This window comes from Paractinoplanes bogorensis (genome assembly GCF_018829635.1).
In the GTDB taxonomy this organism is placed as follows: Bacteria; Actinomycetota; Actinomycetes; order Mycobacteriales; family Micromonosporaceae; genus Actinoplanes; species Actinoplanes bogorensis.
Genome location: NZ_JAHKKG010000002.1, coordinates 240,281 through 261,562, shown reverse-complemented (window position 1 = coordinate 261,562; position 21,282 = coordinate 240,281). Strand labels below are relative to the sequence as shown.

Below are 21,282 nucleotides of genomic sequence, written 5' to 3'. Positions count from 1 at the left end.
TTCGCCGTGGCGCGCACTCACCTGGTCTGGGACTGGAACGGCACCCTGCTCGACGATCTCAGCCTGGTGGTCTCGTCGACCAACACGGCCTTCACCTCGGTCGGCGGGCGCCTGGTCGACGCCGACGAGCACCGCAGCCGGTTCCGGCGCCCGGTGGCCGAGTTCTACGCCGAGATCCTCGAGCGGGCGGTCGACGACGAGGAGTTCGGCCGGCTCGACCGGATCTTCCACGACGCGTACCGGCTCGGTCTGACCGACATGACGCTGGCCGCCGACGCCACGGCCGCGCTCAAGGACTGGCCCGGCTCCCAGTCGCTGCTGTCCATGTGGTTCCACTCCGAGCTCGTTCCGGCCGTCGAGACGTACGGGCTGGCCGGGGTCTTCACCCGGGTCGACGGGCTGCGCACCGAGATCGGCGGGCACCTCAAGGCCGGTCACCTGGCCGAGCACCTGGCCGGGCTGGGGCTCACCGGCGACCAGGTCGTGCTGATCGGCGACTCGCTCGACGACGCGGCCGCGGCCGACGCGGTGGGCGGGCAGATCGTGCTCTACACCGGCGGGTTCACCGACCCGTCCCGGCTGCGCGCCTCGGGACGTCCGGTCGCGGACACTCTGGTCGAAGCGGTCGCTCTCGCGCGTACTCTGTAAATTGCCGTTTAACACGCTGGATGATCTTTGTCCAGCTGCGCTACCAAGATCGCGATTTGTGCACGCCTTCACAAGCGCCTAGTCTTTGATGCCGAAGAGCCCCGGTAGCACGCCGGAAGATTTCCAGGCGCCCGGGGGTTCGCAGGTTCGCCACCTCGTCGGCACGGAGTCAGATGAGCCAGCAGCGTCACGGAGTCACGCCCGGTAATGCCCCAGGCGACCGCGCCGGTGCCGTTCCGGCCTTCCCGGATCTGCCGGAGGCCACGATCGCACGGTTGCCCGAATACCTGCGCGCCCTGCACAACCTGGGCGACGCGGCGGCCGACACGATCTCGAGCGAAGGTTTGGCCGCGGCCGCCGGGGTCAACTCGGCGAAGCTCCGCAAAGACCTCTCGCACCTCGGGTCGTACGGCACCCGGGGGGTCGGCTACGACGTCACGCTGCTGATCGAGCAGATCGAGTACGTGCTCGGCCTCGACCAGCGCCGGGCGGTCTGCCTGGTCGGTCTCGGTAACCTCGGCCACGCGCTGGCCGGCTACGACGGGTTCGCCAGCCGCGGCTTCAAGATCGTCGCGCTCTTCGACGCCGACGCGTCCAAGGTCGGCGAGCTGATCCAGGGCCTGGAAGTACGCCACATCGAAGACCTCGGCCGGGTCGCGGTCGAGGAGAACATCGCCATCGGCGTGATCGCCACCCCGGCTCTGGCCGCCCAAGCCGTCGCCGACGTGCTGGTCGACGCGGGCGTCACCAGCATCCTCAACTTCGCCCCGTGCGTGCTCTCGGTGCCCGCCAACGTCGACGTCCGCAAGGTCGACCTGGCCATCGAACTGCAGATTCTCTCATTCCACGAACACCGCAAGGCGTCGCTCACCGCGCTGCCGGGCGGCCGGTCCGCCGCGTCGGCGGGCAATCAGGAGGCGGTCGGGTCGTGAATCTCCTCAGCGTCGGTGCGTCCTACCGCACCGCCGACGTCGCCACGCTCGAGCGGCTCGTGATCGCCGACGAGGCCGTGCCCGGGCTGCTCGAGAAGCTCGTGGCCCAGCCGTTCGTGGGCGAGGCGGTCGTGCTCTCCACCTGCAACCGGGTGGAGATCTACGCGGCGGTCAACACGTTCCACGGCGGGCTCGGCGACATCTGCAACGTGCTGGCCGAGGTCTCCGGCATCCCGGCCACCGACCTCGCCGGTCACCTCTACGTGCACTACGACGAGGCGGCCGTGCTGCACTCTTTCAAGGTGTCCAGCGGCCTCGACTCCATGGTGGTGGGCGAGTCCCAGATCCTGGGTCAGCTGCGTGACGCCTACCACGCGGCGGCCGAGGCCGACACGGCCGGTCGCCTGCTGCACGAGCTGATGCAACAGGCCCTGCGGGTGGGCAAGCGGGCGCACAGCGAGACCGGTATCGACCGGGCCGGTCAGAGCGTCGTGACCGCCGCGCTCGACGTGGCCGAGGCCGCGCTGGGTGACCTGGACGGACGGCGGGCGCTGGTGATCGGCGCGGGTGCGATGGGTGCGCTGTCGGTCGCCACGCTGACCCGGGCCGGGGTCGGGCCGCTGCGGATCACCAACCGGAGCGCGGCCCGGGCCGATCGGCTGGCCGAGGCGTACGGGGCCGTGGCCGTGCCCTACGACGAGCTGGATGCCGCCCTGCGCGAGGCCGACCTGGTGGTTTCCGCCACCGCGTCGACCGAGCCGGTGCTCACCCGCGAACGTCTCGAGGCGGCCGCGCCGCTGGTCGTGCTCGACCTGGCCGTGCCGCGCGACGTCGCTCCGGATGCGACCGGCATCCCCGGCGTCACCGTGATCGACATCGACAGCCTGGCCGCCACCCGCCGCTCGATGCCGGCCGCCGCCGAGACGGCCGCGGTCGAACAGATCGTCACCAGCGAGGTTGATCACTTCCTGGGCTGGCTCCGCGGGGCCGACATCGCGCCGACCGTGGCCGCGCTGCGCACCCGGGCCGAAGACGTAGTCACTGCCGAATTGCGCAAGCTCTACTCGCGCCGCTCCGAATTCTCCGAGGAGCAACGGGCCGACGTTTCCCGTACGCTGCATCGCGTCGTCCAGCAGCTGCTGCACTCGCCGACCGTACGGGTGCGACAGCTGGCCGCCGAGCCCGGTGGCGACCAGTACGCCGCCCTGCTGCGTGAACTGTTCGACCTGGACGTCCCCCACGCCACGCCCGCCAACGCAGTGCCCGAGATCGGAGGAGACGCGTGAGCACCGCCCTTCGTCTCGGCACCCGCGGGAGCGCCCTGGCCCTCGCGCAGTCGCAGCTGACCGCCGACGCCCTGACCGCGGCCACCGGCCGCCCGGTCGAGCTGGTCCGGATCGTCACCCAGGGCGACCGCTCGTCGGCCCCGGTGGCCCAGCTCGGGGTCGGTGTATTTGTCTCCGCCCTGCGTGACGCGCTGCTCGCGGGCGAGATCGACTTCGCCGTGCACTCGTACAAGGACCTGCCCACGGCCATCCACCCGGGCCTGCACATCGCCGCCGTCCCGCCGCGCGAGGACCCGCGTGACGTGCTGATCGCGAAGGGTGATTTGACGTTGGCCGAACTCCCGCCCGGCTCGGTCATCGGAACCGGCGCGGTGCGCCGAATCGCGCAACTGCATGCTTTGGGCCTAGAGTTGCAGGTCACGCCGATTCGCGGAAACGTCGACAGCAGGATCGCCCGGGTGCACGGACCTGAGGCCGATCTCGACGCCGTCGTTCTCGCCCGAGCCGGCGTGGTGCGTCTCGGCAGGGCCGCCGAGATCACGGAAACGATCGACCCGATGCTCATGCTGCCCGCCCCCGCCCAGGGCGCGTTGGCCGTGGAGTGCCGGGGCGACGACTCAGACCTGGTCGAACTGCTGGCCGCACTCGACCACGCACCGTCCCGCGCCGCCGTCACGGCGGAACGGGCGATGCTCGCCACGCTCGAGGCCGGGTGCTCCGCCCCGGTCGCGGCCCACGCCGAACTCGCCGAGGGCGAGACCGGCGACGAGATTTACCTGCGCGGTGCGGTGATCAGCCCGGATGGGGTTCGAGCCATCCGGCTGTCGCGCACCGGAACGCCCGCCGACGCGGCGGAGATCGGCAAGGCCCTGGCCGCCGAGCTCCTCGAGAACGGCGCCGACACCCTGATCGGGAGCACAGAATGACCACCCGCACCGCCCGCAAGCCAGCAGGACGCATCGCGTTCGTCGGCGCCGGTCCCGGCGACCCGGAACTGCTGACCCGCCGCGCGCACGCCGCGCTGACCGATGCCGACCAGGTGGTCTACGACCGAGGTGTCCCCGAGTCCCTGCTGGCCGCCATCCGGTCCGAGGCCAAGGAAGACGCCCAGTTCAGCCCGGCCGAGGGAGCGCCCGGCGACGTCGCCAAGGTGCTGCTCTCCGCGGCCAAGTCGGGGCTGTCGGCCGTGCACCTCGTGGCCGGCGACCCGTTCGGGCACGAGTCCGTCGTCAAGGAGGTGCAGGCGGTCGCCCGCACCGCGGTGCACTTCGAGGTCGTGCCCGGCCTGGGCCAGGCCGAGGGCGTGGCCACCTACGCCGGTGTGCCGCTGCCCGGCGTCCGGGTCACGGCCGACGTCGGTGACGTGTCCGCCCTCGACTTCGAGGCGCTCGCCACCGCGGCCATCAAGGGCTCGTTCGCGGTCGCGGTCGACGCCGGTGACCTCGCCGCCGTACGCGACGGGCTGCTCGCCGCGGGTGTCGAGCCGGGCATCCCGGTCGCGGTGACCGGCGACGGCACCGGCGAGACGCAGTACACGACGACCTCGACGGTGGACAGCTTCGTGGCCGCCGCGCTCGGCTTCACCGGCCGGGTCGTCCTCACGGTCGGCACCGAGGTGTCCGAGCGCGACTCGATGAGCTGGTGGGAAAACCGTCCCCTGTACGGGTGGAAGGTCCTCGTCCCCCGTACGAAGGAGCAGGCCGGCGCGATGAGTGCCCGGCTCCGGGCCTACGGTGCCATCCCGTGCGAGGTGCCGACCATCGCGGTCGAGCCCCCGCGCACCCCGGCTCAGATGGAGCGCGCGGTCAAGGGCCTGGTCGACGGCCGGTACGCCTGGGTCGTCTTCACCTCGGTCAACGCGGTCCGCGCGGTCTGGGAGAAGTTCGACGAGCACGGTCTCGACGCCCGCCACTTCGGCGGCGTGAAGATCGCCTGCATCGGCGAGGCCACCGCCGCGGCCGTTCGCGACTTCGGCATCCAGCCCGAGCTGCTGCCCAAGGGTGAGCAGTCGAGCGAGGGCCTGCTGGCCGAGTTCTCGCCGCACGACGAGATCCTCGACCCGGTCGGCCGGGTGCTGCTGCCCCGGGCCGACATCGCCACCGAGACGCTGGCCGCCGGCCTGATCGAGCGGGGCTGGGAGGTGGACGACGTGACCGCGTACCGCACGGTCCGCGCCGCGCCGCCGCCGGCCGAGATCCGCGACGCGATCAAGTCGGGTGGCTTCGACGCCGTGCTCTTCACGTCGTCCAGCACCGTTCGCAACCTGGTCGGCATCGCCGGCAAGCCGCACGCCCGTACGGTCGTCGCGGTGATCGGCCCCAAGACCGCCGAGACGGCCACCGAGTTCGGCCTGCGGGTCGACGTCCAGCCCCAGCACGCCTCGGTGCCGGATCTGGTCGAGGCGCTGGCGTCGTACGCGGTCGAACTGCGCGAGAAGCTGGCCGCCATGCCGGCCAAGCAGCGCCGGGGCTCCAAGGTGCAGGGACCTACGGCTCTTCGATTCCGCTAGGGGTTTCCCATGTCGTTCCCGGATGTCCGTCCGCGCCGGCTCCGCCGCAGCCCGGCCATGCGCCGCCTGGTCGAGGAGACCCGGCTGGCGCCGGCCGAGCTGGTCCTGCCCCTCTTCCTCAAGGAGGGGCTGACCGAGCCGCGGCCGATCAGTTCTCTGCCCGGCGTCATGCAGCACTCACGTGAGTCGCTGCGCAAGGCGGCCCACGAGGCGGTCACCGCCGGGGTCGGCGGGCTGATGCTGTTCGGCGTGCCGACCGCGGAGAACAAGGACGCTACCGGCTCGGCCGGCCTCGACCCGGACGGCATCCTCAACGTCGGCATCCGTGACCTGATCGCCGAGGTGGGCGACTCCACGGTCGTCATGGGCGACCTGTGTCTCGACGAGTTCACCTCGCACGGGCACTGCGGTGTTCTGGCGGCCGACGGCTCGGTGGACAACGACGCCACCTTGGATCTTTACGCCCAGATGGCCGTAGCCCAGGCCTCCTCGGGCGTTCACATGGTCGGACCGTCGGGCATGATGGACGGTCAGATCGGGGTCATTCGCCGGGCTCTCGACAAAGCGGGCTATCAGGACGTCTCGGTGCTGGCCTACTCGGCCAAGTACGCCGGGGCGTTCTACGGCCCGTTCCGCGAGGCGGTCGAGTCGACGCTGCAGGGCGACCGGCGGCAGTACCAGCAAGACCCGCCCAACCTGCGCGAGGCCCTGCGCGAGGTCGACCTCGACGTGGCCGAAGGCGCCGACATCGTCATGGTGAAGCCGGCCCTGCCCTACCTCGACGTGATCGCCGCGATCCGCGAGCGGGTCACCGTGCCGGTCGCGGCTTACCAGGTCTCGGGCGAATACGCGATGGTCGAGGCGGCCGCGGCGAACGGCTGGATCGACCGCGAGCGGGTCATGCTCGAGTCGCTCACCTCGATCAAGCGGGCCGGGGCCCAGATCACGCTGACCTACTGGGCCACCGAGGTCGCCCAGAAGCTCCGTCAGTTCTAGTCGTCGTTGACGATCGTTCCGGTGCCCCGGCCGTCCACGACGCGTACGGAAGGCGCCGCGATCTCCAGCGTCAACTGCTCGTCGCCTTCGCGCAGGCGGTCGCCGCGCACCTGAACCGGGAAGTCGACCCGGGTCGAACCGGCCGGAACGGTGCGGCAGCCCAGGTACGGGTCGAAGTCGGCGTACGGCAAGGTGGTCGTCCCCGGCACGGTGGCCGCGCAGACCGTCAGCGCCCGGCTCATCGGGCGGGTCAGCGTCACCGGGAACACCAGCGGCGTCCGGCCCGAGTCGCCCTCGATCACCCGCGCGTCGCCGACCGACAGCCCGGCCCGTGACTGGAACCGCGCCACCTGCGGATCGTGGTCGCTCACGGCATCCGGGTGGTCGGCGTTGATGTGTGCCGCGCGCATCTGGATCAGGTCGCCGTGGAGCGCGTCGTTGACGAACAGCTGGTCGAGCGTCTGCGCCTGCCCCTGGAAGACATACGAGTACGCCGCCGTGGGTGCATCGGCGGTCAGGTTGTCCCACAGGTTGTGCAGCTTGTCGAGCGGGGCGAGCTGGGCGTCGTGCGGGTAGATGTTCAGATCGCCGCCGAATACCACCCGTTCTTGCGCGCCGTCTTGCGTGCCGATGGCGTCCACGATCGCGGCGCCGTATGCGGCCTGCTCGGTCCGCTGACCCACGCGGGTCTCCGGGCCGGAGGAGAAGTGGTTGCTGATCGCCCACAGCCGGTAGCTGTCCGCCGCCGCACGCACCTCGAACAGGCCCACCTGCGGCGCTCGGGTATAGACGTTGCTGCCGTCGACGCCGGTGGAACGGTCGACGTCGGCCGGCAGCACGGCGTTGAACGCCTTCGGATTGGACTCGTCGGCGTTACCCGGCAGGGGAGCGCCCCGATAGTCCACCTGCAGCTTGAGTTGAGTAGCGGTGACCAGCGCGAGCCGGTCGGTGCGATAGAGGAACCCGGACACGATGCCCCGGGCGTCGGCGCCGCTGCGGTCGGAGGCTGCGTCGTACGCGGGACCGCCGTTCCGCGCGATGGTCAGCGCGAGCTCCTGCAACGTGTCCGGCCGGCCGTCCGCGTTGTCGGCCGCGCCGCAGCTCAGGGCGGCCCCGACGACGCGGCAGACATCCTGATCCTCGGCCTCCTGCACCAGGATCAGGTCGGGGCTGTGCAGGCTGTCGGTCACCTGGCGGGCCAGCCGTCCGAGGCGCGCGTCGTAGTCGGCCTGGCTGCCCGGCACGTAGTCGAACGGCGGGGTGACGCCCGGGCAGCCCGCGTTGCCGGTGAAGTCGCAGCCGTCGTGCGGGTCGTCGCGGAAGTCGTACAGGTTTTCGACGTTGAACGTCGCGATCGACACCTCGCGCTGCCGGTCGGCGGGCTTCGGCGGGTTGTTCGCGGCCGGGTCGGTGCCGGGGGTGAAGCCGATGCCCGCGACCTGGATGCCGTATTTGCCGAAGGCGTAATACAGCCCGCCGACCGCGTCGCCGCTGGTGGTGTCGAACGTCCGAGCCGTCGGCAGGTTCCCGTCCGTCGCCTTCAGCCCCATCGGGCCGAGCATGATCCGGTTTCCACCCCTTCTCCCGTACGGGTCGGGGCGCTTCATCACCGGATCATCGCGGTCGACCAGCCACACCTCGGCGTCCCCGGTGGCCGGATAGGTCTTGGTGCCCGACACCACGCCTGAGCCGGTTCGCACCCGCAGCTGCATGCCCTCGTGCCGTTCCCAGAACAGGTCGTCTTCTGCCGGCGGGACTGCGTCGTCGATCTGGATCTCGCTGACCGCAGTGCTCAGGGTGGTGATCCACTCGGCGTTGGTGAGCTGGGTGAGGTCGAAGTATTCGGCGACCCGTGCGCTGACGACGATCTCGTCGCCGACGACAGGTGCGTAACCGCCGATCAAGGTCGTGAACGTGCCCATGTAGACGAACACGCCGTCGGACGTGGCGGGGTCGCCGTCGGTGTTGGTCGTGCGGCTCTGCAGGAAGAAGCCGTGCTGCTCGGCGCCCGTGTTCGTGTGCGCGAGCGTGAGCTGGGTGACCACGCCCCGGACCTGGTATTTCGCGCTGCTCGAACCGTTGCCGGTCGTCGGGGCGTACGGGGAACGCGGTGTTGTGCCCTGGACGGCGCCGACCGTCAGAGGGTCAACCGCGGTTTGCGCGTACGCCGTTGCCCCGCTCGACAACAGCAGCATCGGGAGAGCAACGAGCAGCGTCAGCATTCGGCGACCCAGCACAATGCCTCCACGCCGGACCGGTTTCCGCCGACCGGCGCTCCCGGCCGGCCATCCTCGAGCCGGCGTCAGTCGACCGTCCCCGGTCCGCCTCGGCCGACCGTCGTCCGGTCGCAGAGGTTGAGCCTAGTCGATGGACTCGAGGCTTTGAACAAGTTGCGAAACGTCGGCACCATACTCGTACCAGTCGCGGTCGGCCTGATAGCCCAGCTCAGCGTTGACCTTGAGCATCGACTCGTTGTGCTGAGCGTTCCAGGTCTGCACCTCACGCAGCCCCGGCTCGGCCGACCGCAGCTCGAACAGCATGCGCGCCTTGATCGCCCGGTCGATGCCGTAACCGCGGTGGTCGCGCACGACGATCGTGTCGTACTGATCGGCGCGCTCGGGGTGATGCGCGGGCACGACGACCTCGGTCAGCCCGGCGACCACGCCACTCTCGTCGTGCCGGGCCAGCACGATGTACGCCGTCAGGCCGCGCCGGTGCAGCGTGTCGAGCGAGTCGCGCAGCCGCTGCGGGTCGGACGAACGTGGCGCCAGGTCGAGGTCGTCGTCATCGTCCTGAGCCTCCAGTTTGGCCTGCGCATAAGCCTCGAGCAGGTGGTCGGGCGGCCCACCCGGATGGAACTCGACCTGATAGCCGCTCCCGATGCCGTTCGCCATCACGGTCAAGGCGGGCCAGTCCACCCCGGACAGGGTCAGCACGCTGCGCGTCTCGACATACTCCCGCTCGAACCCGAGCGACTCGTAGAACGCGATCGCCGGAGTGCCGCCGATAGCCTCGACCCCGATGCTGGAAAAGCCTTCCAGGTACGCCCGTCGAGCCGCGACCGCCACCAGCTGCCGGCCCAGACCCCGCCGTCGCAGGCTGGGCCGCACGAGCACCTCGAGCACACCGATGTCGCCCAGCAGCAGCATGCTGATGTGGGCGAAGATCTCGCTCTCGCCCTCGGGGAGCCGGTCGTCCTCGGCCACCCAGCTGATCCGGCGCTCGCCGGGCATCGTCTCGGCGAGGTAGTCGCGGACCTGGCCGTCGACCCACGGCGGGTCGTCGGGGAGATCGGTGGCGAGCACCGCGTTCACCGTCTCCACGAGCGACCGGATCTCCGCCGCCGAGGCGCTCCGGGGATCCCATTCACGCACCCTCACCCATACAGCTTGCCGGTAAGCGTTCCGTCTGGGAAGTGCTCCGCACGTAAATGTGTAGGTATCGTCACACTGCGTGCAACTTTGAGGTCAGGTCCGCGACCGTTTCCCATAGTCGTTCGCGGTGTCGAACACTTTCTGTGCATAGGGCCGCACGGCGTTGTACGACAGGATCGCGTCCCACCACGACTCCGGCTTGGACAGGTCCCGCCCGTTCTGGCACAGGTACTTGGCCGCGGTCAGCGACGCGTCGTCGATGTCGTTGGGGTCGGCCACACCGTTGTTGTCGGCGTCCACCTTGAAGGAGTTCCAGGTCGCCGGGATGAACTGCAGTGGACCGACGGCCCGGTCATAGGTGGTGTCGCCGTCGAGCGCGCCGCGGTCGGTGTCCGGGATCAGCTGCCGGCCGCCCTTGCCGTCGAGCGGCAGCCCCAGAATCGGCGGCATCGCCATGCCGTCGGTCGAGAGAACAGCCCCGTTGGCGCTGCCGTGCGACGACTCCACACTGGCAATAGCGGCGATCGTGGTCCAGCTCAGGTGACACGAGGGCATCGTCTTGGCCGTGACCAGCTCCGCATACCCGTACGCCTGAACGGCGACGACCGGAATGCCGACCCGGGTACCGATCTGCCCCGCCCAGCCCGCAAGCGCATCGGCCGGCCGCCCCTGCGTCTGCGCCGCAACGGTCGGCGCGATGGTCTCGGCCCCCACCGGCGCGGAGGCGCTGGGCAACTGACCGGTGCCGTCCGGCAGCCCGCCCGGCTGACCGGCCGAGGGAATCCCACCCGCGGCGTCGAGCGGAAAGCCCGGCGTCGCACTGGGCGAGGGAGCCGACTGCAGTGCCTCGGGCACGAGATAGGCACCCGCTGTGCCGGCGGCACCGAGCAGCACGACGGCGATGACCGCGGGCACGATGAGCCGGCCGCTGGGTCGCTTGGCCCATGCGGCGGCGCCCCGGCCTGCGCGCCCCACCGCCCCGAAGCGGCCGTTCCCGCGCCGAACCGCAGTCCCCACCGTGGCGGTCGGGGCCAGCGCGGCGCCAACCGTGCTGCCCTTGCTCACCTCGGGCGGCGGGCCTGCGCTTGTCTTGTCCTTCTCTTCTGCGGGGGGCTTGGCGGCTTTCGTGGTCGACTCGGCTTTGAGGCGGGCTGCGCGCTCCACTTCGCTCATACCGCCCGCCACCGCACCTGCGCCCGCCGCACCCGCACTTGCGCCCGGCTTGGCCGCCGGCGTCCCTGTGCCCGTCGCGCCCGTGCCCGTCGCGCCCGGCTTGGCGCCCGGCGTGCCCGTGGCCGTCGCGCCCGTGCCCGTCGCGCCCGGCTTGGCGGTCGGCGTGCCCGCGCTCGGTGTGCCCGCGCCCGGCGTGGCGGTCGCAGTCGGCGTGCCCGAACTTGGTTTGGCTGTCGCGCCCGTGCCCGGCTTGTCCGTTGCTGTGGGCGCGCTTGCGCTCGGCTTGCCCGTTGTCGCTGGCGTGCCGGCGCCCGGCATGCTTGCTGTTGTCGGCGTGCTGCCGTCCGGCGTGTTCGTTGCTGCTGGCGTGCTGGCGTCCTGCGTGCCTGCTGTTGTCGGCGTGCTGGCGCCCGACTTGCTCGTTGTCGTTGGCGTACTGGCGCCCGGCGTGCTTGCTGTTGTCGGCGTGTTGGCGCTTGGCGTGCTCGTTGCTGCTGAGTTGCTCGTGCTCGGCATTCCGGCTGTTGCGGGCGTGCTCGCTGTCGGCGTGCTGGCGCTTGAGGTGCTCGTTGTCGCCGGCGTGCCGGCGTTCGGGGTGCCCGTTGTCGCTGGGTTACTGGCGCCCGGCATTCCCGCTGTAGCCAGCTCGCCCGGTCTCGACGTGCCCGCTGTTGCCGGCATGCCCGGTCGTGGCGTGGCCGCTGGTGCCGACGCGCTCGGCTCGCCCGTCGGTATCGACGGCTTGGCGAAGTCAGACGTGGGCGTCGGCGTCCGGGTAGCAACGGGCATCGGCGTGGGCGTCGGTGGCCGCGCGGTGTCTGCGGTGGGTGTCGGTGGCCGGAGGGCATCTGCGATGGGCGACGGTTCCGGCGGCCGAGGGGCATCGGCGGTGGGTGGTGCCGGAGGCCTGTCGGCGTCCGTCGCGGTCGGCTCGAGCGGAGCCGCCCCTGAGCTGGCCAGCGGACCACCCTGATGGGGCGCCGCAGCTCTCAGCTCGGGCCGTGCCACCGGTTCTTCCTCCCGCTCCACCACGCCGACGACAGTACCCAACCCGAGCCCACCGGCGAGTGCCCGCGTCGACGCCTGTGGATAACTTCAGGCCTCGATGTCGGACCTGTGGACAACCCGCGCCGCGCCAACCCGATCTTGCGTAGTCTCTGGGCCCGCCCCCTGGTTGGGCGGGGTGGGCTGGTGACGCGTCAAGATCGGGCCGGCAGGAGCACCGATGCTGCGGGGATCGAGCTGGGTGCCTGCTGACGTTGCGGGGATCGAGTTGGGTGCCTGCTGACCGCTCCGAGGACCGAGCTGGGTATGTGCCGACGCTGGGGGGATCGAGCCGGGGTTGGCGCTGACGCTGCGGGTGCTGGCCAGGCGGTGACGTGTCGGGGAGCGGCTGGCTGTTCCGGTGGGTGGGGGAGGGCCTACGCTGCTCTCATGCCGCGTTACGAGTTCCGCTGCCGCGCCTGTGGCGACACGTTCGAGGTCAACCGGCCGATGAGTGAGGCCTCCGCGCCCACGTCGTGTCCGCAGGGCCACGGCGACACGGTCAAGCTGCTCTCGACGGTCGCGTTCACCGGTCGTGGCGGCAGCGCGCCCACTCGCCCCGCGGCCCCGGCCAGCGGCGGCGGTGGTGGCGGTTGTTGCGGCGGCGCCTGCGGCTGCTGAGCGGCCCCGCAAAGCAAGCGAGCGACGGGCCGCAAAGCAAGCGAGCGACGGGCCGCACAGCAAGCGAGCGGCGGGCCGCACAGCAAGCGAGCGACGGGCCGCACAGCAACCAAGCGACGGACCGCACAGCAACCAAGCGACGACCGCGCCAACAGCGTGCAACGGGCCGCACCAGCAACAAGCGACAGTCCGCACCAGCAGCAGGCGGCCGCCGGGTAGCAGCAAGTAACCGTCGCGCCGCACCAAGCGACGACCCCAGAGCAAGAAACGATGGACTCAGCGGCAAGCGCCACCACCTGCGAAAACACCCAAAGCCGAAAGCCCGTCCACATAGCGGGACCGATTGCCCGATCATGCACCCGCTCAGGGAATTCCACGCCGATCTTCCCCAATGGCGGACCACCTGTGCGACCTGCGGCGACGCCACCAGAAATATGATCATCTAGCGGTGCAAATGGTGACCGAACAACGTCGCACAAATGGACACTGACGGGGACCCCCGAACGGGCGGCCGGAAGTGGCCAACCGCGGCGTGACTCGGCTCGATCCATTTCGTTACGTCACGCGTAGTGCTTAACGCGGCCCCCGATATCCATCGTCCAGGGTCGGCCGTGACGGGAGCATGGTTACCGTCCGTTTCTACGATGGTCGGTGACAGAGTGATACGGCAGCATGAGGCGCGACTTCCCAAAGGGGGCGGAGGTTCCACCGTGTCGGGACGGACCGAGCTGCCGAGTGGGCTGGTGACCTTTGTGTTCACCGACATCGAGGGCTCGACGCGGTTGGCCCGGATGCTCGGCGACGACTACGGCTCGGTCCTCGGCGATCACCGATCGGTGATGAGGGCTGCGCTGAGTTACTTCAATGGTGTCGAGCTCTTCACCGAGGGTGACAGTTTCTTCATTGCTTTTCCCGATCCGGGTGCGGCCGTCGCGGCCTGTGTGGAGGCTCAGCGGCAACTGTCCGCACATGACTGGCCGAGCCCGGACGTGGCGCCTCGCGTCCGGATGGGCATGCACACCGGCTGGGCCCGCCCGATCGGGGACGAGTACGCCAGTGCCGAGGTCCACCGCGCCGCCCGGGTCTCCGCGGCCGCGCACGGCGGCCAGATCCTCTGTTCCGGCGCCACCGCTCTCAGCCTGATCACCAAGGGCACAGAGGTGCCGTTCGCGCTGACCAGCCAGGAGAAAGAGCAGCGGGCGGAGTTCGACCTTTTAGACCTCGGCCCCTTCCGGCTCCGCGGCTTCGATGACGACGAGCAGCTCTTCCAGATCCTGGCCACCGGCCTCGACCGCGACTTCCCCCGCCCGCGCACGCCGGGGGCGGCGCTGCACAACCTGCCCACCCCGCTCACCAGCTTTGTCGGCCGCCGCAGCGAGCGGGCCGAGGTCAGCGAACTCGTCCACGGGCATCGCATCGTCACCGTCGCCGGTCCGGGTGGTGCGGGCAAGACCCGGCTCGCGCTTCAGGTCGGCGAGGACCTTCTTCCCGCGTACGGGGAAGGGGTCTGGAACGTCGATGTGGCCGAGGCGCGGAACGGGTTGGCTCCCGCGCTGGCCGCCGCCCTCGGGGTGCGCACCGAGCCGGGCCGTCCGGTGCTCGAGACGCTGCTGGAACGGTGCGCCGACCGGCGGCTGCTGATCGTCCTGCAGACCGCCGACGCCGCGCCCGCCGCCTGCGCCACCCTGGTACGCCGCCTGCTCGCGCGCTGCCCCCAGGTGCGGGTGCTGGTCACCAGCCGGGTGCCGCTGAACGTGCCCGGCGAGGTCGTCTGGCGCATCCCGCCGATGTCCCCCGCCGACGCTTTCATGCTGCTGGACGAGCGCACCACCGAGGCCCGGGGTGGCCGGCCGAGCCCGATCGGGGAGCACGCCGATCTGGCCGACATCGCCGTACGGCTGGAGGGCTCCCCGCTGGCGGCCGAGCTGGCCGCGGCCCGCTTGCGTTCCCTGTCGGCGGCGCAGCTGGCCACCCGCCTGGACGATCCGCTGGCCGCGCTCGATCCGGTCGAGGCTCCGGCCGAGCATCGCCACGACAGTCTCAGCGCCACCCTGGACTGGTCTTATCGGACGTTGAGCGGGCCGGCCGCCGGTCTGCTCCGCCGGCTCGCGGTGTTCGCGGGCACGGTCGATCTGGCCACGGTGGAATGGTGCGGCACCGAGGCGCTCGGTGCGCTGTCCGAGCTGACCGACAAGTCGCTGGTCGAGGTCGTGCCGGGACCGCGTTACCGGCTTTCCGGTCAGGTGCGGTCGTTCGCGTCGCGGCGCCTGACCGCCGCCGGAGACGAGCACGCCGCCCGCGACCGGCACGCCGCCTGGGCACTGCACACACTGGAGTCGGTCGCGATCGACACCGACGGGCAGCCGCGCACGACCTCGCTGACCGACATGGCGCCCTACGTACCCGAATGGCAGACCGCGCTGCACTGGACCGCGACCCACGGCAGCGTACGGACCGGCTTATGTCTGGCCCTGGCCCTGGACCCGTGGTGGCGTGAGCACGGCGGCGCGAACGAGGGACGCGACCTGCTGTTCCGGCTCTACCAGCGGCTCGACGGGGTCGACGTGCCCCCGGCCACGCTCGGCTACGTCCACCTGGTGCACGCCGGGCTGACCGACGATCGGGCCGAGCGGTCCCGGTTCCTCGATCGGGCCGAGCGGATCGCGCGGGTCGAGGAGAACCGCGAGCTTCTCGTACGCTCCCGGGCCGGTCACCGGTCCACGCTGGTCGCGGCGGGCCGGTTCACCGAGGCCGAGCAGCTGTGCCGTGAGGTGATCGCCGAGGCCGAGCGCGGCGGGGTGGCCGAGTCGGCGCTGCCGGCCGTGATCGCGCTGGCCGAGTTGCTCTGGCGGCGCGACGCGTTGACGTCGGCGGCCGAGCTGCTGGGCGGGGCCCGGCAGGCCGAGGCGAGCTGCCCCGAGCACCGCGGTAAGCGTACGGTCGACTGGCTGCTCGGCATGGTCGCGTTGCGACGCGGTGACCTGGTGGCCGGGCACGACCACCTGGTTGTCGCGCTGCGGTCACGGCTGCGGCACGGGTTCAGCGGGCCGGCGGCCGATGCGGTGGCGGCCATCGCCGTGCGCTGTGCCATGGGTGGTGACCCCGCGACCGCCGCCGTGCTGTTCGGCGGGGCCGAGGCGGCGCGCGGGGCCCGGCGTACGGAGATGTTCGGGCGGTTCTGGTCGGATCAGCAGATCGCCGTACGGTCCGCGCTGGGCGATGCCGCCTTCGACGCCGCGTACGCGGACGGGGTGGGTCTCGGTTTCGACCGGATCGTCGCGATGGCCTTGGCCGTCGAGCACCCCGACCTCGAGGACGGCGCCGCCCGCTTCGCGCAGACCCTCCAGGGCTAGCGTTCCTTCAACTTCTGGGCGCGATCGAGGTCGGCCTTGCGCACGAAGGACACCGAGCCGAACACGTGCACGGCCTGGTAGTAGATCCAGGCCACGCTGTAGCAGGCCGGGCGCACGAGCACGCTGTACTTGACGCAGACCCGCTTCATGTCGGCGTAGAAGGTGTCGTCGACGCGGTCCTTGTTGGCCGGGAACCGGCCCAGGTCCTTGTAGTTGCGGTAGCCGAAGTCGTGGTGCCAGCAGGCGTTGCTGAAGTCGAAGCCGAGCGGCTTCTCCGGGCTGGCCGTGCAGTAGTCGGTGGACCAGTCGAAGCCGTAGTCGGCCCAGGGTCCGCGGTCGACGCGGGCGGCGTTCCAGGCGGCGGCGCTGGCCGGGGTGGGCTGGGTCCAGCTCGCCAGCACGGTCGCCTTGTCGGTGGTGGTGGCCCGGGCGATCCCGGCGGGGGCGAGCAGAGCCAGCGCCAGGGCGAGGACGAGAGCGATGCGTCGGGTCATCACTGCAGTTTTCGAACCGGACTCCCAGGCATACAACGTCGTCTATCCCGCTTTTCCGAAGCGTGCCGAGATGCCTAGTTGATGTTCCCTTAACGTTGATTAATGTGATGTCCTGGGTGGTCGTCCCAGGCTCGATCGCTATGGTGTCACCGTGCGGGGCATCACATGATCAATTTGCCGAGGGTCCGACAGGGACCTCTGCGGGCGCTGGGCATCCGAATGGGGCTCGCGCTCGCGCTCGTCCTGGTCACGGTCACCATCATCTACATCGACCGAGACGGCTACCGAGATGTCAACGAAGACGGCCTGACACTGCTCGACTGCTTCTACTACGCGGTCGTCTCGCTCTCCACCACCGGCTACGGCGACATCACGCCGGTCACCCCGCACGCGCGGCTGATCAACGTCCTGTTCATCACGCCGGCCCGCGTGCTCTTCCTGATCATCCTGGTCGGCACCACCCTCGAGGTGCTGACCGATCAGTACCGCAACAGCCTGCGTGTCACGCGGTGGAGGCGAAAGTTGAAGGACCACGTCATCATCTGCGGCTACGGCACCAAGGGCCGGGCCGCGGTCGCCGCGCTGCTCGAGACGGGCTACGACAAGTCCCGCATCGTGCTGGTGGAAAATCGTCCCGACGGCGTCCGCCAGGCCCAGGCGAACGGGCTGGCGGTGATCGACGGCAACGCGACCCGTTCGGCCGTGCTGCTCGAGGCCGACGTGAAGAACTGCAAGGCCGTCATCATCGCGACCGACAGCGACGAGGCGTCGGTGCTGATCACGCTGACCGTGCGTCAGCTGACCGCGGGCCAGGTCCGGATCATTGCTTCCGTACGCGAGCAGGAGAACGCCGCCCTCCTCAAGCAGAGCGGCGCCCACCACGTCATCGTGTCGTCGGCGACCGCGGGCCGGCTGCTCGGCCTGACCACCACCGCGCCGCCGCTCATCGACGTGGTGGAAGACCTGCTCACCCCCGGTCAGGGCATGGCCCTGGCGATGCGCAGCGCCGAGCGTTCCGAGGTGGGCCGCAACCCGCGCGAGCTGGCGACGCTGGCCGTCGCGCTGATCCGCCGGGGCAAGGTGCTGCCGCTCGGCGGCGAGCAGAAGGTCACCATCGAGACCGGCGACCTCATCGTCTACATCCGAGACGAGAGCAGCGCGGTCGACCTCGCCGTCTAGACCTTGCGCCCGACCCCGGCAAACTCGGACACCTTGTCGGTGATCTCGTGCCGAGACGGGTCGGGCCGCCAGGCCGAGCAGGTCACCACGCCGGGCGGCACCAGCTCGAGCCCGGCGAACCAGGCACCGATCTCGTCCCGCGTACGGGCCGTGATCGGCGCCGCGCCGCTCTCGTTCCACTGCCGCATCGATTGCTCGACCGCCGGGCCGTTGACCTCGGTGGTCGGATGCGAGAGGAGCAGATAGCTTCCCGGCGGCACCGCGTCGAGCAGGCGCTGGACCACCGCATCGGCCTCGGCGTCGTCGACCACGAAGTTGATGATGCCGGACAGGATCACCGCGACCGGCTGCCCGAAGTCGAGCGTGCGGGCGGCCGCCTCGAGGATCCGGCCGGTGTCGAGCAGGTCGGCCTCGAGGTAGCCGGTGGCGCCCTCGGGCGTGCTGGTCAGCAGCGCTCGCGCGTGCGTCAGCACCAACGGGTCGTTGTCGACGTAGACGATCCGGCAATCGGGAGCCGCGGCCTGGGCCACCTCGTGCGTGTTGTTCGCCGTGGGCAGGCCGGTGCCGATGTCGAGGAACTGGCGGATGCCCGCCTCGCCGACCAGGAACCGCACCGCACGACCGAGGAACTCACGGTTGGCCCGCGCCGACTGCACCAGCTCGGGCATCAGGGCCAGCGCATACTCCGCGGCTTCACGGTCGACGGGGAAGTTGTCGTGACCGCCGAGCAGGTAGTTCCACACCCGGGCGGAGTGCGCGACCTCGTCGGCCACGGCGGTGCCTCCCTACATGATCGTCCAGGTGTCGGCCTTGTTCAGCAGGTTGTCGAGCATCTGCTCGGCCGTGCCGTCGGCCTGGGCCTTGGCGTCGACCTGCTGTTTGGTGATCAGCTCGTCGTAGGACGGACGCCGTACGTTGCGGAACACGCCGATCGGCGTCGTGCCCAGGTCGGAACCGGAGAGCCGGCTCAGGGCGAACGCGTAGGCCGGGTCTTCCACCGTGGCGTCGTGGACGATGGCCTCGCCGCCCTCTTCCACCTTGAGGCCGAAGCCGCCGGCCGGGTGCGTCACCGCGAAGCGGCCCTCGGCGCCGAACGTGACCGGCTGCCCCTGCTCGAGCCGGATCAGGTGGTCGTCACGGGTGCCGGCGTCCTTGATCAGCTCGAACGCGCCGTCGTTGAAGATGTTGCAGTTCTGATAGATCTCGACGAACGCCGAACCCTGGTGCTCGGCCGCCGCCCGCATCACCGACTGCAGGTGCTTGGCGTCCGAGTCGATGGTCCGGCCGACGAAGGTGGCCTCGGCACCGAGCGCGAGCGAGATCGGGTTGAACGGCGAGTCGGCCGAGCCGGCCGGCGTCGACTTGGTGATCTTGCCGAGTTCGGAGGTCGGCGAGTACTGCCCCTTGGTCAGGCCGTAGATCCGGTTGTTGAACAGCAGGATCTTGAGGTTGACGTTGCGGCGCAGCGCGTGGATCAGGTGATTGCCGCCGATCGACAGCGCGTCGCCGTCGCCGGTCACGACCCACACCGACAGATCGGGCCGCGATACCGACAGGCCGGTGGCGATCGCCGGGGCCCGGCCGTGGATCGAGTGCATCCCGTACGTGTTCATGTAGTACGGGAAACGGGACGAGCACCCGATGCCCGAGACGAACACGATGTTCTCCCGCGGGATGCCGAGCTCGGGCATGAACCGCTGCATCGCGGCCAGGATCGAATAGTCGCCGCAGCCCGGGCACCAGCGGACTTCCTGGTCGGACTTGAAGTCCTTGGCCGTGAGCTTCAGTTCGACGGTGGGGCTAGCCATTCTTGACCACGTCCTCGAGCATGCTCTCCAGGGTCGCGGCCGTGAACGGAAGGCCGCTGACCTGGTTGAAGGGGACCGCGTCGACCAGGTACTTCGCGCGGATCACGTGGGCCAGCTGACCCAGGTTCATCTCCGGGATCACGACCTTGTCGTACGCCGCCAGCACCTCACCGAGGTTGGCCGGCAGCGGCGCCATGTGCCGCAGGTGGGCCTGGGCGATCGGCAGACCGCGCTGCCGCAGCGCCCGGCAGGCGGCACCGATCGGCCCGTACGTGGAACCCCAGCCCAGCACGAGCACACGCGCGTTCTCATCCGCGTCTTCGACCTCGACGTCGGGCACCTCGATGGCCTCGACACGGGCGGCGCGGGTACGCACCATGTGCTCGTGGTTGGCCGGGTCGTACGAGATGTCACCGGTCTTGTCGGCCTTCTCCAGGCCGCCGATGCGGTGCTCGAGGCCGGGCGTGCCGGGGATCGCCCACGGCCGCGCCATCGTCTCGGGGTCGCGCAGGTAGGGCAGGAAGCGGCCGTCGTCGCCGTTGGCCTCGCGGGTGAACTCGACCGAGATGTCGGGCAGCTCATCGGTCGACGGCAGCAACCACGGCTCGGAGCCGTTCGCCACGTAGTTGTCCGAGAGCAGGATGACCGGCGTCCGGTACTTCAGCGCGATGCGGGCCGCCTCGATGGCCGCGTGGAAGCAGTCAGACGGGGACTTGGGCGCGATCACCGCCAGCGGCGCCTCACCGTGCCGCCCGTACAGGGCCATGTTGAGGTCGGCCTGCTCGGTCTTGGTCGGCATGCCGGTGGACGGGCCCGCCCGCTGCACGTCGACGATCACGAGCGGCAGCTCGAGCGCGATGGCCAGCGAGATCGTCTCGCCCTTGAGCGCCACGCCGGGACCCGAGGTGGTGGTGACACCCAGGCTTCCCCCGTACGAGGCTCCGAGCGCAGCGCCGATCGCCGCGATCTCGTCTTCGGCCTGCATCGTCGTGATGCCGAACTTCTTGTGCTTGCTCAGCTCGTGCAGGATGTCGGAGGCCGGGGTGATCGGATAGGCCCCCAGGAAGAGCGGCAGCTTGGACCGCACGCACGCCGCCACCAGCCCGAGCGCGAGCGCCTGGTTGCCGGTGATGTTGCGATAGGTGCCGGGCTTCATGCGAGCCGGCTTGACCTCGTACCGGACCGCGAAGTCTTCCGTCGTCTCGCCGAAGTTCCACCCGGCCTGGAAGGCGGCCTTGTTCGCCGCGACCAGGTCGGGGCGCTTGGCGAACTTCGACTCCAGGAACCGCAGGGTCGACTCGAACGGCCGCGAATACATCCAGCTCAGCAGGCCGAGGGCAAACATGTTCTTGGCGCGCTCGGCGTCCTTCTTGGCCACGCCGAGCTCGGCCAGCGCGCCCACCGTCATCGAGGTGAGGGCGACCGGATGCACGGCGTATTCGCTCAGCGAGCCGTCGTCGAGCGGGCTCGCCGGATAGCCGACCTTGGCCAGGTTGCGCTTGGTGAACTCGTCGGTGTTGACGATGATGTCGGCGCCCGCGGGCAGGTCGGACAGGTTGGCCTTGAGTGCGGCCGGGTTCATCGCGACCAGCACGTTGGGCGAGTCGCCGGGCGTGAGGATGTCGTAGTCGGCGAAGTGCACCTGGAAGCTCGACACGCCCGGAAGGGTGCCCGCAGGGGCGCGGATCTCGGCCGGGAAGTTGGGCAACGTGGAGATGTCGTTGCCGAGCTGGGCGGTTTCCGAGGTGAATCGGTCACCGGTCAGCTGCATGCCGTCGCCCGAGTCGCCCGCGAACCGGATGACCACCCGGTCCAGCTGTTCGACTCGCTTCGCTCCAGCGGACACGTTCGCAACCTCCCAAAGG

General features: G+C 70.3%; 16 protein-coding genes and 1 pseudogene. 10 read left to right on the top strand and 7 right to left on the bottom strand.

Going from position 1 to position 21,282, the window contains the following annotated elements; translation table 11 throughout:
- The first annotated feature begins 6 nt into the window (after window positions 1-6).
- The 6 genes from KOI35_RS06015 to hemB all read left to right on the top strand — a co-directional run bounded on the left by KOI35_RS06015 (window position 7) and on the right by hemB (window position 6,371).
- Window positions 7-648 carry an HAD family hydrolase gene (locus KOI35_RS06015; RefSeq protein ID WP_215785040.1) on the top strand — a complete coding sequence of 214 codons (642 nt, stop codon included), beginning with the start codon at window positions 7-9 and terminating at the stop codon, window positions 646-648.
- Window positions 649-821: 173 nt separating this feature from the next.
- Complete coding sequence (locus KOI35_RS06010; RefSeq protein WP_215785039.1) at window positions 822-1,580, top strand: redox-sensing transcriptional repressor Rex; 759 nt, start codon at window positions 822-824, stop codon at window positions 1,578-1,580.
- Window positions 1,577-2,866 (top strand): glutamyl-tRNA reductase, encoded by a 1,290-nt coding sequence (locus KOI35_RS06005; RefSeq protein ID WP_215785038.1) that lies wholly within the window; start codon window positions 1,577-1,579, stop codon window positions 2,864-2,866. Before KOI35_RS06010 ends, KOI35_RS06005 begins: the two co-directional genes overlap by 4 nt.
- Window positions 2,863-3,792: a hydroxymethylbilane synthase gene (gene hemC, locus KOI35_RS06000; RefSeq protein WP_215785037.1), complete on the top strand. Its 930-nt coding sequence runs from the start codon at window positions 2,863-2,865 to the stop codon at window positions 3,790-3,792. The genes KOI35_RS06005 and hemC overlap by 4 nt, the downstream gene beginning before the upstream one ends.
- Window positions 3,789-5,375, top strand: a complete 1,587-nt coding sequence (locus tag KOI35_RS05995; protein ID WP_215785036.1) for a bifunctional uroporphyrinogen-III C-methyltransferase/uroporphyrinogen-III synthase — start codon at window positions 3,789-3,791, stop codon at window positions 5,373-5,375. Before hemC ends, KOI35_RS05995 begins: the two co-directional genes overlap by 4 nt.
- Window positions 5,376-5,384: 9 nt before the next feature.
- Window positions 5,385-6,371, top strand: a complete 987-nt coding sequence (gene hemB, locus KOI35_RS05990; RefSeq protein ID WP_215785035.1) for a porphobilinogen synthase — start codon at window positions 5,385-5,387, stop codon at window positions 6,369-6,371.
- Here the strand turns inward: hemB and KOI35_RS05985 are convergent.
- From KOI35_RS05985 to KOI35_RS05975, 3 genes and pseudogenes are all read right to left on the bottom strand, one after another.
- A pseudogene (locus KOI35_RS05985) lies at window positions 6,368-8,524 on the bottom strand (lamin tail domain-containing protein); the annotation flags it as partial. The gene hemB and the pseudogene KOI35_RS05985 sit on opposite strands and share 4 nt — an antisense overlap.
- 207 nt (window positions 8,525-8,731) lie before the next feature.
- A complete protein-coding gene (locus tag KOI35_RS05980; RefSeq protein WP_215785033.1) occupies window positions 8,732-9,751 on the bottom strand; it encodes a GNAT family N-acetyltransferase in 1,020 nt (339 codons plus the stop codon).
- 87 nt (window positions 9,752-9,838) lie between these two features.
- The gene (locus KOI35_RS05975) at window positions 9,839-10,918 is read right to left on the bottom strand and encodes a lytic transglycosylase domain-containing protein (protein ID WP_215785032.1); all 1,080 of its coding nucleotides are present in this window, start codon (window positions 10,916-10,918) and stop codon (window positions 9,839-9,841) included.
- An 82-nt stretch (window positions 10,919-11,000) separates the two neighbouring features.
- Here KOI35_RS05975 and KOI35_RS05970 point away from each other — a divergent pair, with 82 nt between their 5' ends.
- The 3 genes from KOI35_RS05970 (at window position 11,001) to KOI35_RS05960 (ending at window position 15,936) form a co-directional block, all read left to right on the top strand.
- Window positions 11,001-11,891 carry a hypothetical protein gene (locus KOI35_RS05970; protein ID WP_215785031.1) on the top strand — a complete coding sequence of 297 codons (891 nt, stop codon included), beginning with the start codon at window positions 11,001-11,003 and terminating at the stop codon, window positions 11,889-11,891.
- Window positions 11,892-12,352: 461 nt separating this feature from the next.
- Complete coding sequence (locus tag KOI35_RS05965; protein WP_215785030.1) at window positions 12,353-12,583, top strand: FmdB family zinc ribbon protein; 231 nt, start codon at window positions 12,353-12,355, stop codon at window positions 12,581-12,583.
- A gap of 710 nt (window positions 12,584-13,293) precedes the next feature.
- Window positions 13,294-15,936, top strand: a complete 2,643-nt coding sequence (locus tag KOI35_RS05960; RefSeq protein ID WP_215785029.1) for an ATP-binding protein — start codon at window positions 13,294-13,296, stop codon at window positions 15,934-15,936.
- Here the strand turns inward: KOI35_RS05960 and KOI35_RS05955 are convergent.
- The gene (locus KOI35_RS05955; protein ID WP_215785028.1) at window positions 15,933-16,430 is read right to left on the bottom strand and encodes a phospholipase; all 498 of its coding nucleotides are present in this window, start codon (window positions 16,428-16,430) and stop codon (window positions 15,933-15,935) included. The two genes, KOI35_RS05960 and KOI35_RS05955, sit on opposite strands and share 4 nt — an antisense overlap.
- A gap of 165 nt (window positions 16,431-16,595) precedes the next feature.
- Between KOI35_RS05955 and KOI35_RS05950 the strand changes: the two genes are divergently transcribed.
- Window positions 16,596-17,609: a potassium channel family protein gene (locus tag KOI35_RS05950; protein ID WP_215785027.1), complete on the top strand. Its 1,014-nt coding sequence runs from the start codon at window positions 16,596-16,598 to the stop codon at window positions 17,607-17,609.
- Here KOI35_RS05950 and KOI35_RS05945 read toward each other — a convergent pair.
- Genes KOI35_RS05945 through KOI35_RS05935 form a run of 3 tightly spaced genes read right to left on the bottom strand, consistent with a single transcriptional unit; the run spans window position 17,606 to window position 21,263 of the window.
- Window positions 17,606-18,382: an SAM-dependent methyltransferase gene (locus tag KOI35_RS05945; protein WP_215785026.1), complete on the bottom strand. Its 777-nt coding sequence runs from the start codon at window positions 18,380-18,382 to the stop codon at window positions 17,606-17,608. The genes KOI35_RS05950 and KOI35_RS05945 overlap by 4 nt on opposite strands.
- 12 nt (window positions 18,383-18,394) lie before the next feature.
- Window positions 18,395-19,417 carry a 2-oxoacid:ferredoxin oxidoreductase subunit beta gene (locus KOI35_RS05940; RefSeq protein ID WP_215785025.1) on the bottom strand — a complete coding sequence of 341 codons (1,023 nt, stop codon included), beginning with the start codon at window positions 19,415-19,417 and terminating at the stop codon, window positions 18,395-18,397.
- A complete protein-coding gene (locus KOI35_RS05935; protein ID WP_215785024.1) occupies window positions 19,410-21,263 on the bottom strand; it encodes a 2-oxoacid:acceptor oxidoreductase subunit alpha in 1,854 nt (617 codons plus the stop codon). Before KOI35_RS05935 ends, KOI35_RS05940 begins: the two co-directional genes overlap by 8 nt.
- Window positions 21,264-21,282 lie beyond the last annotated feature (19 nt).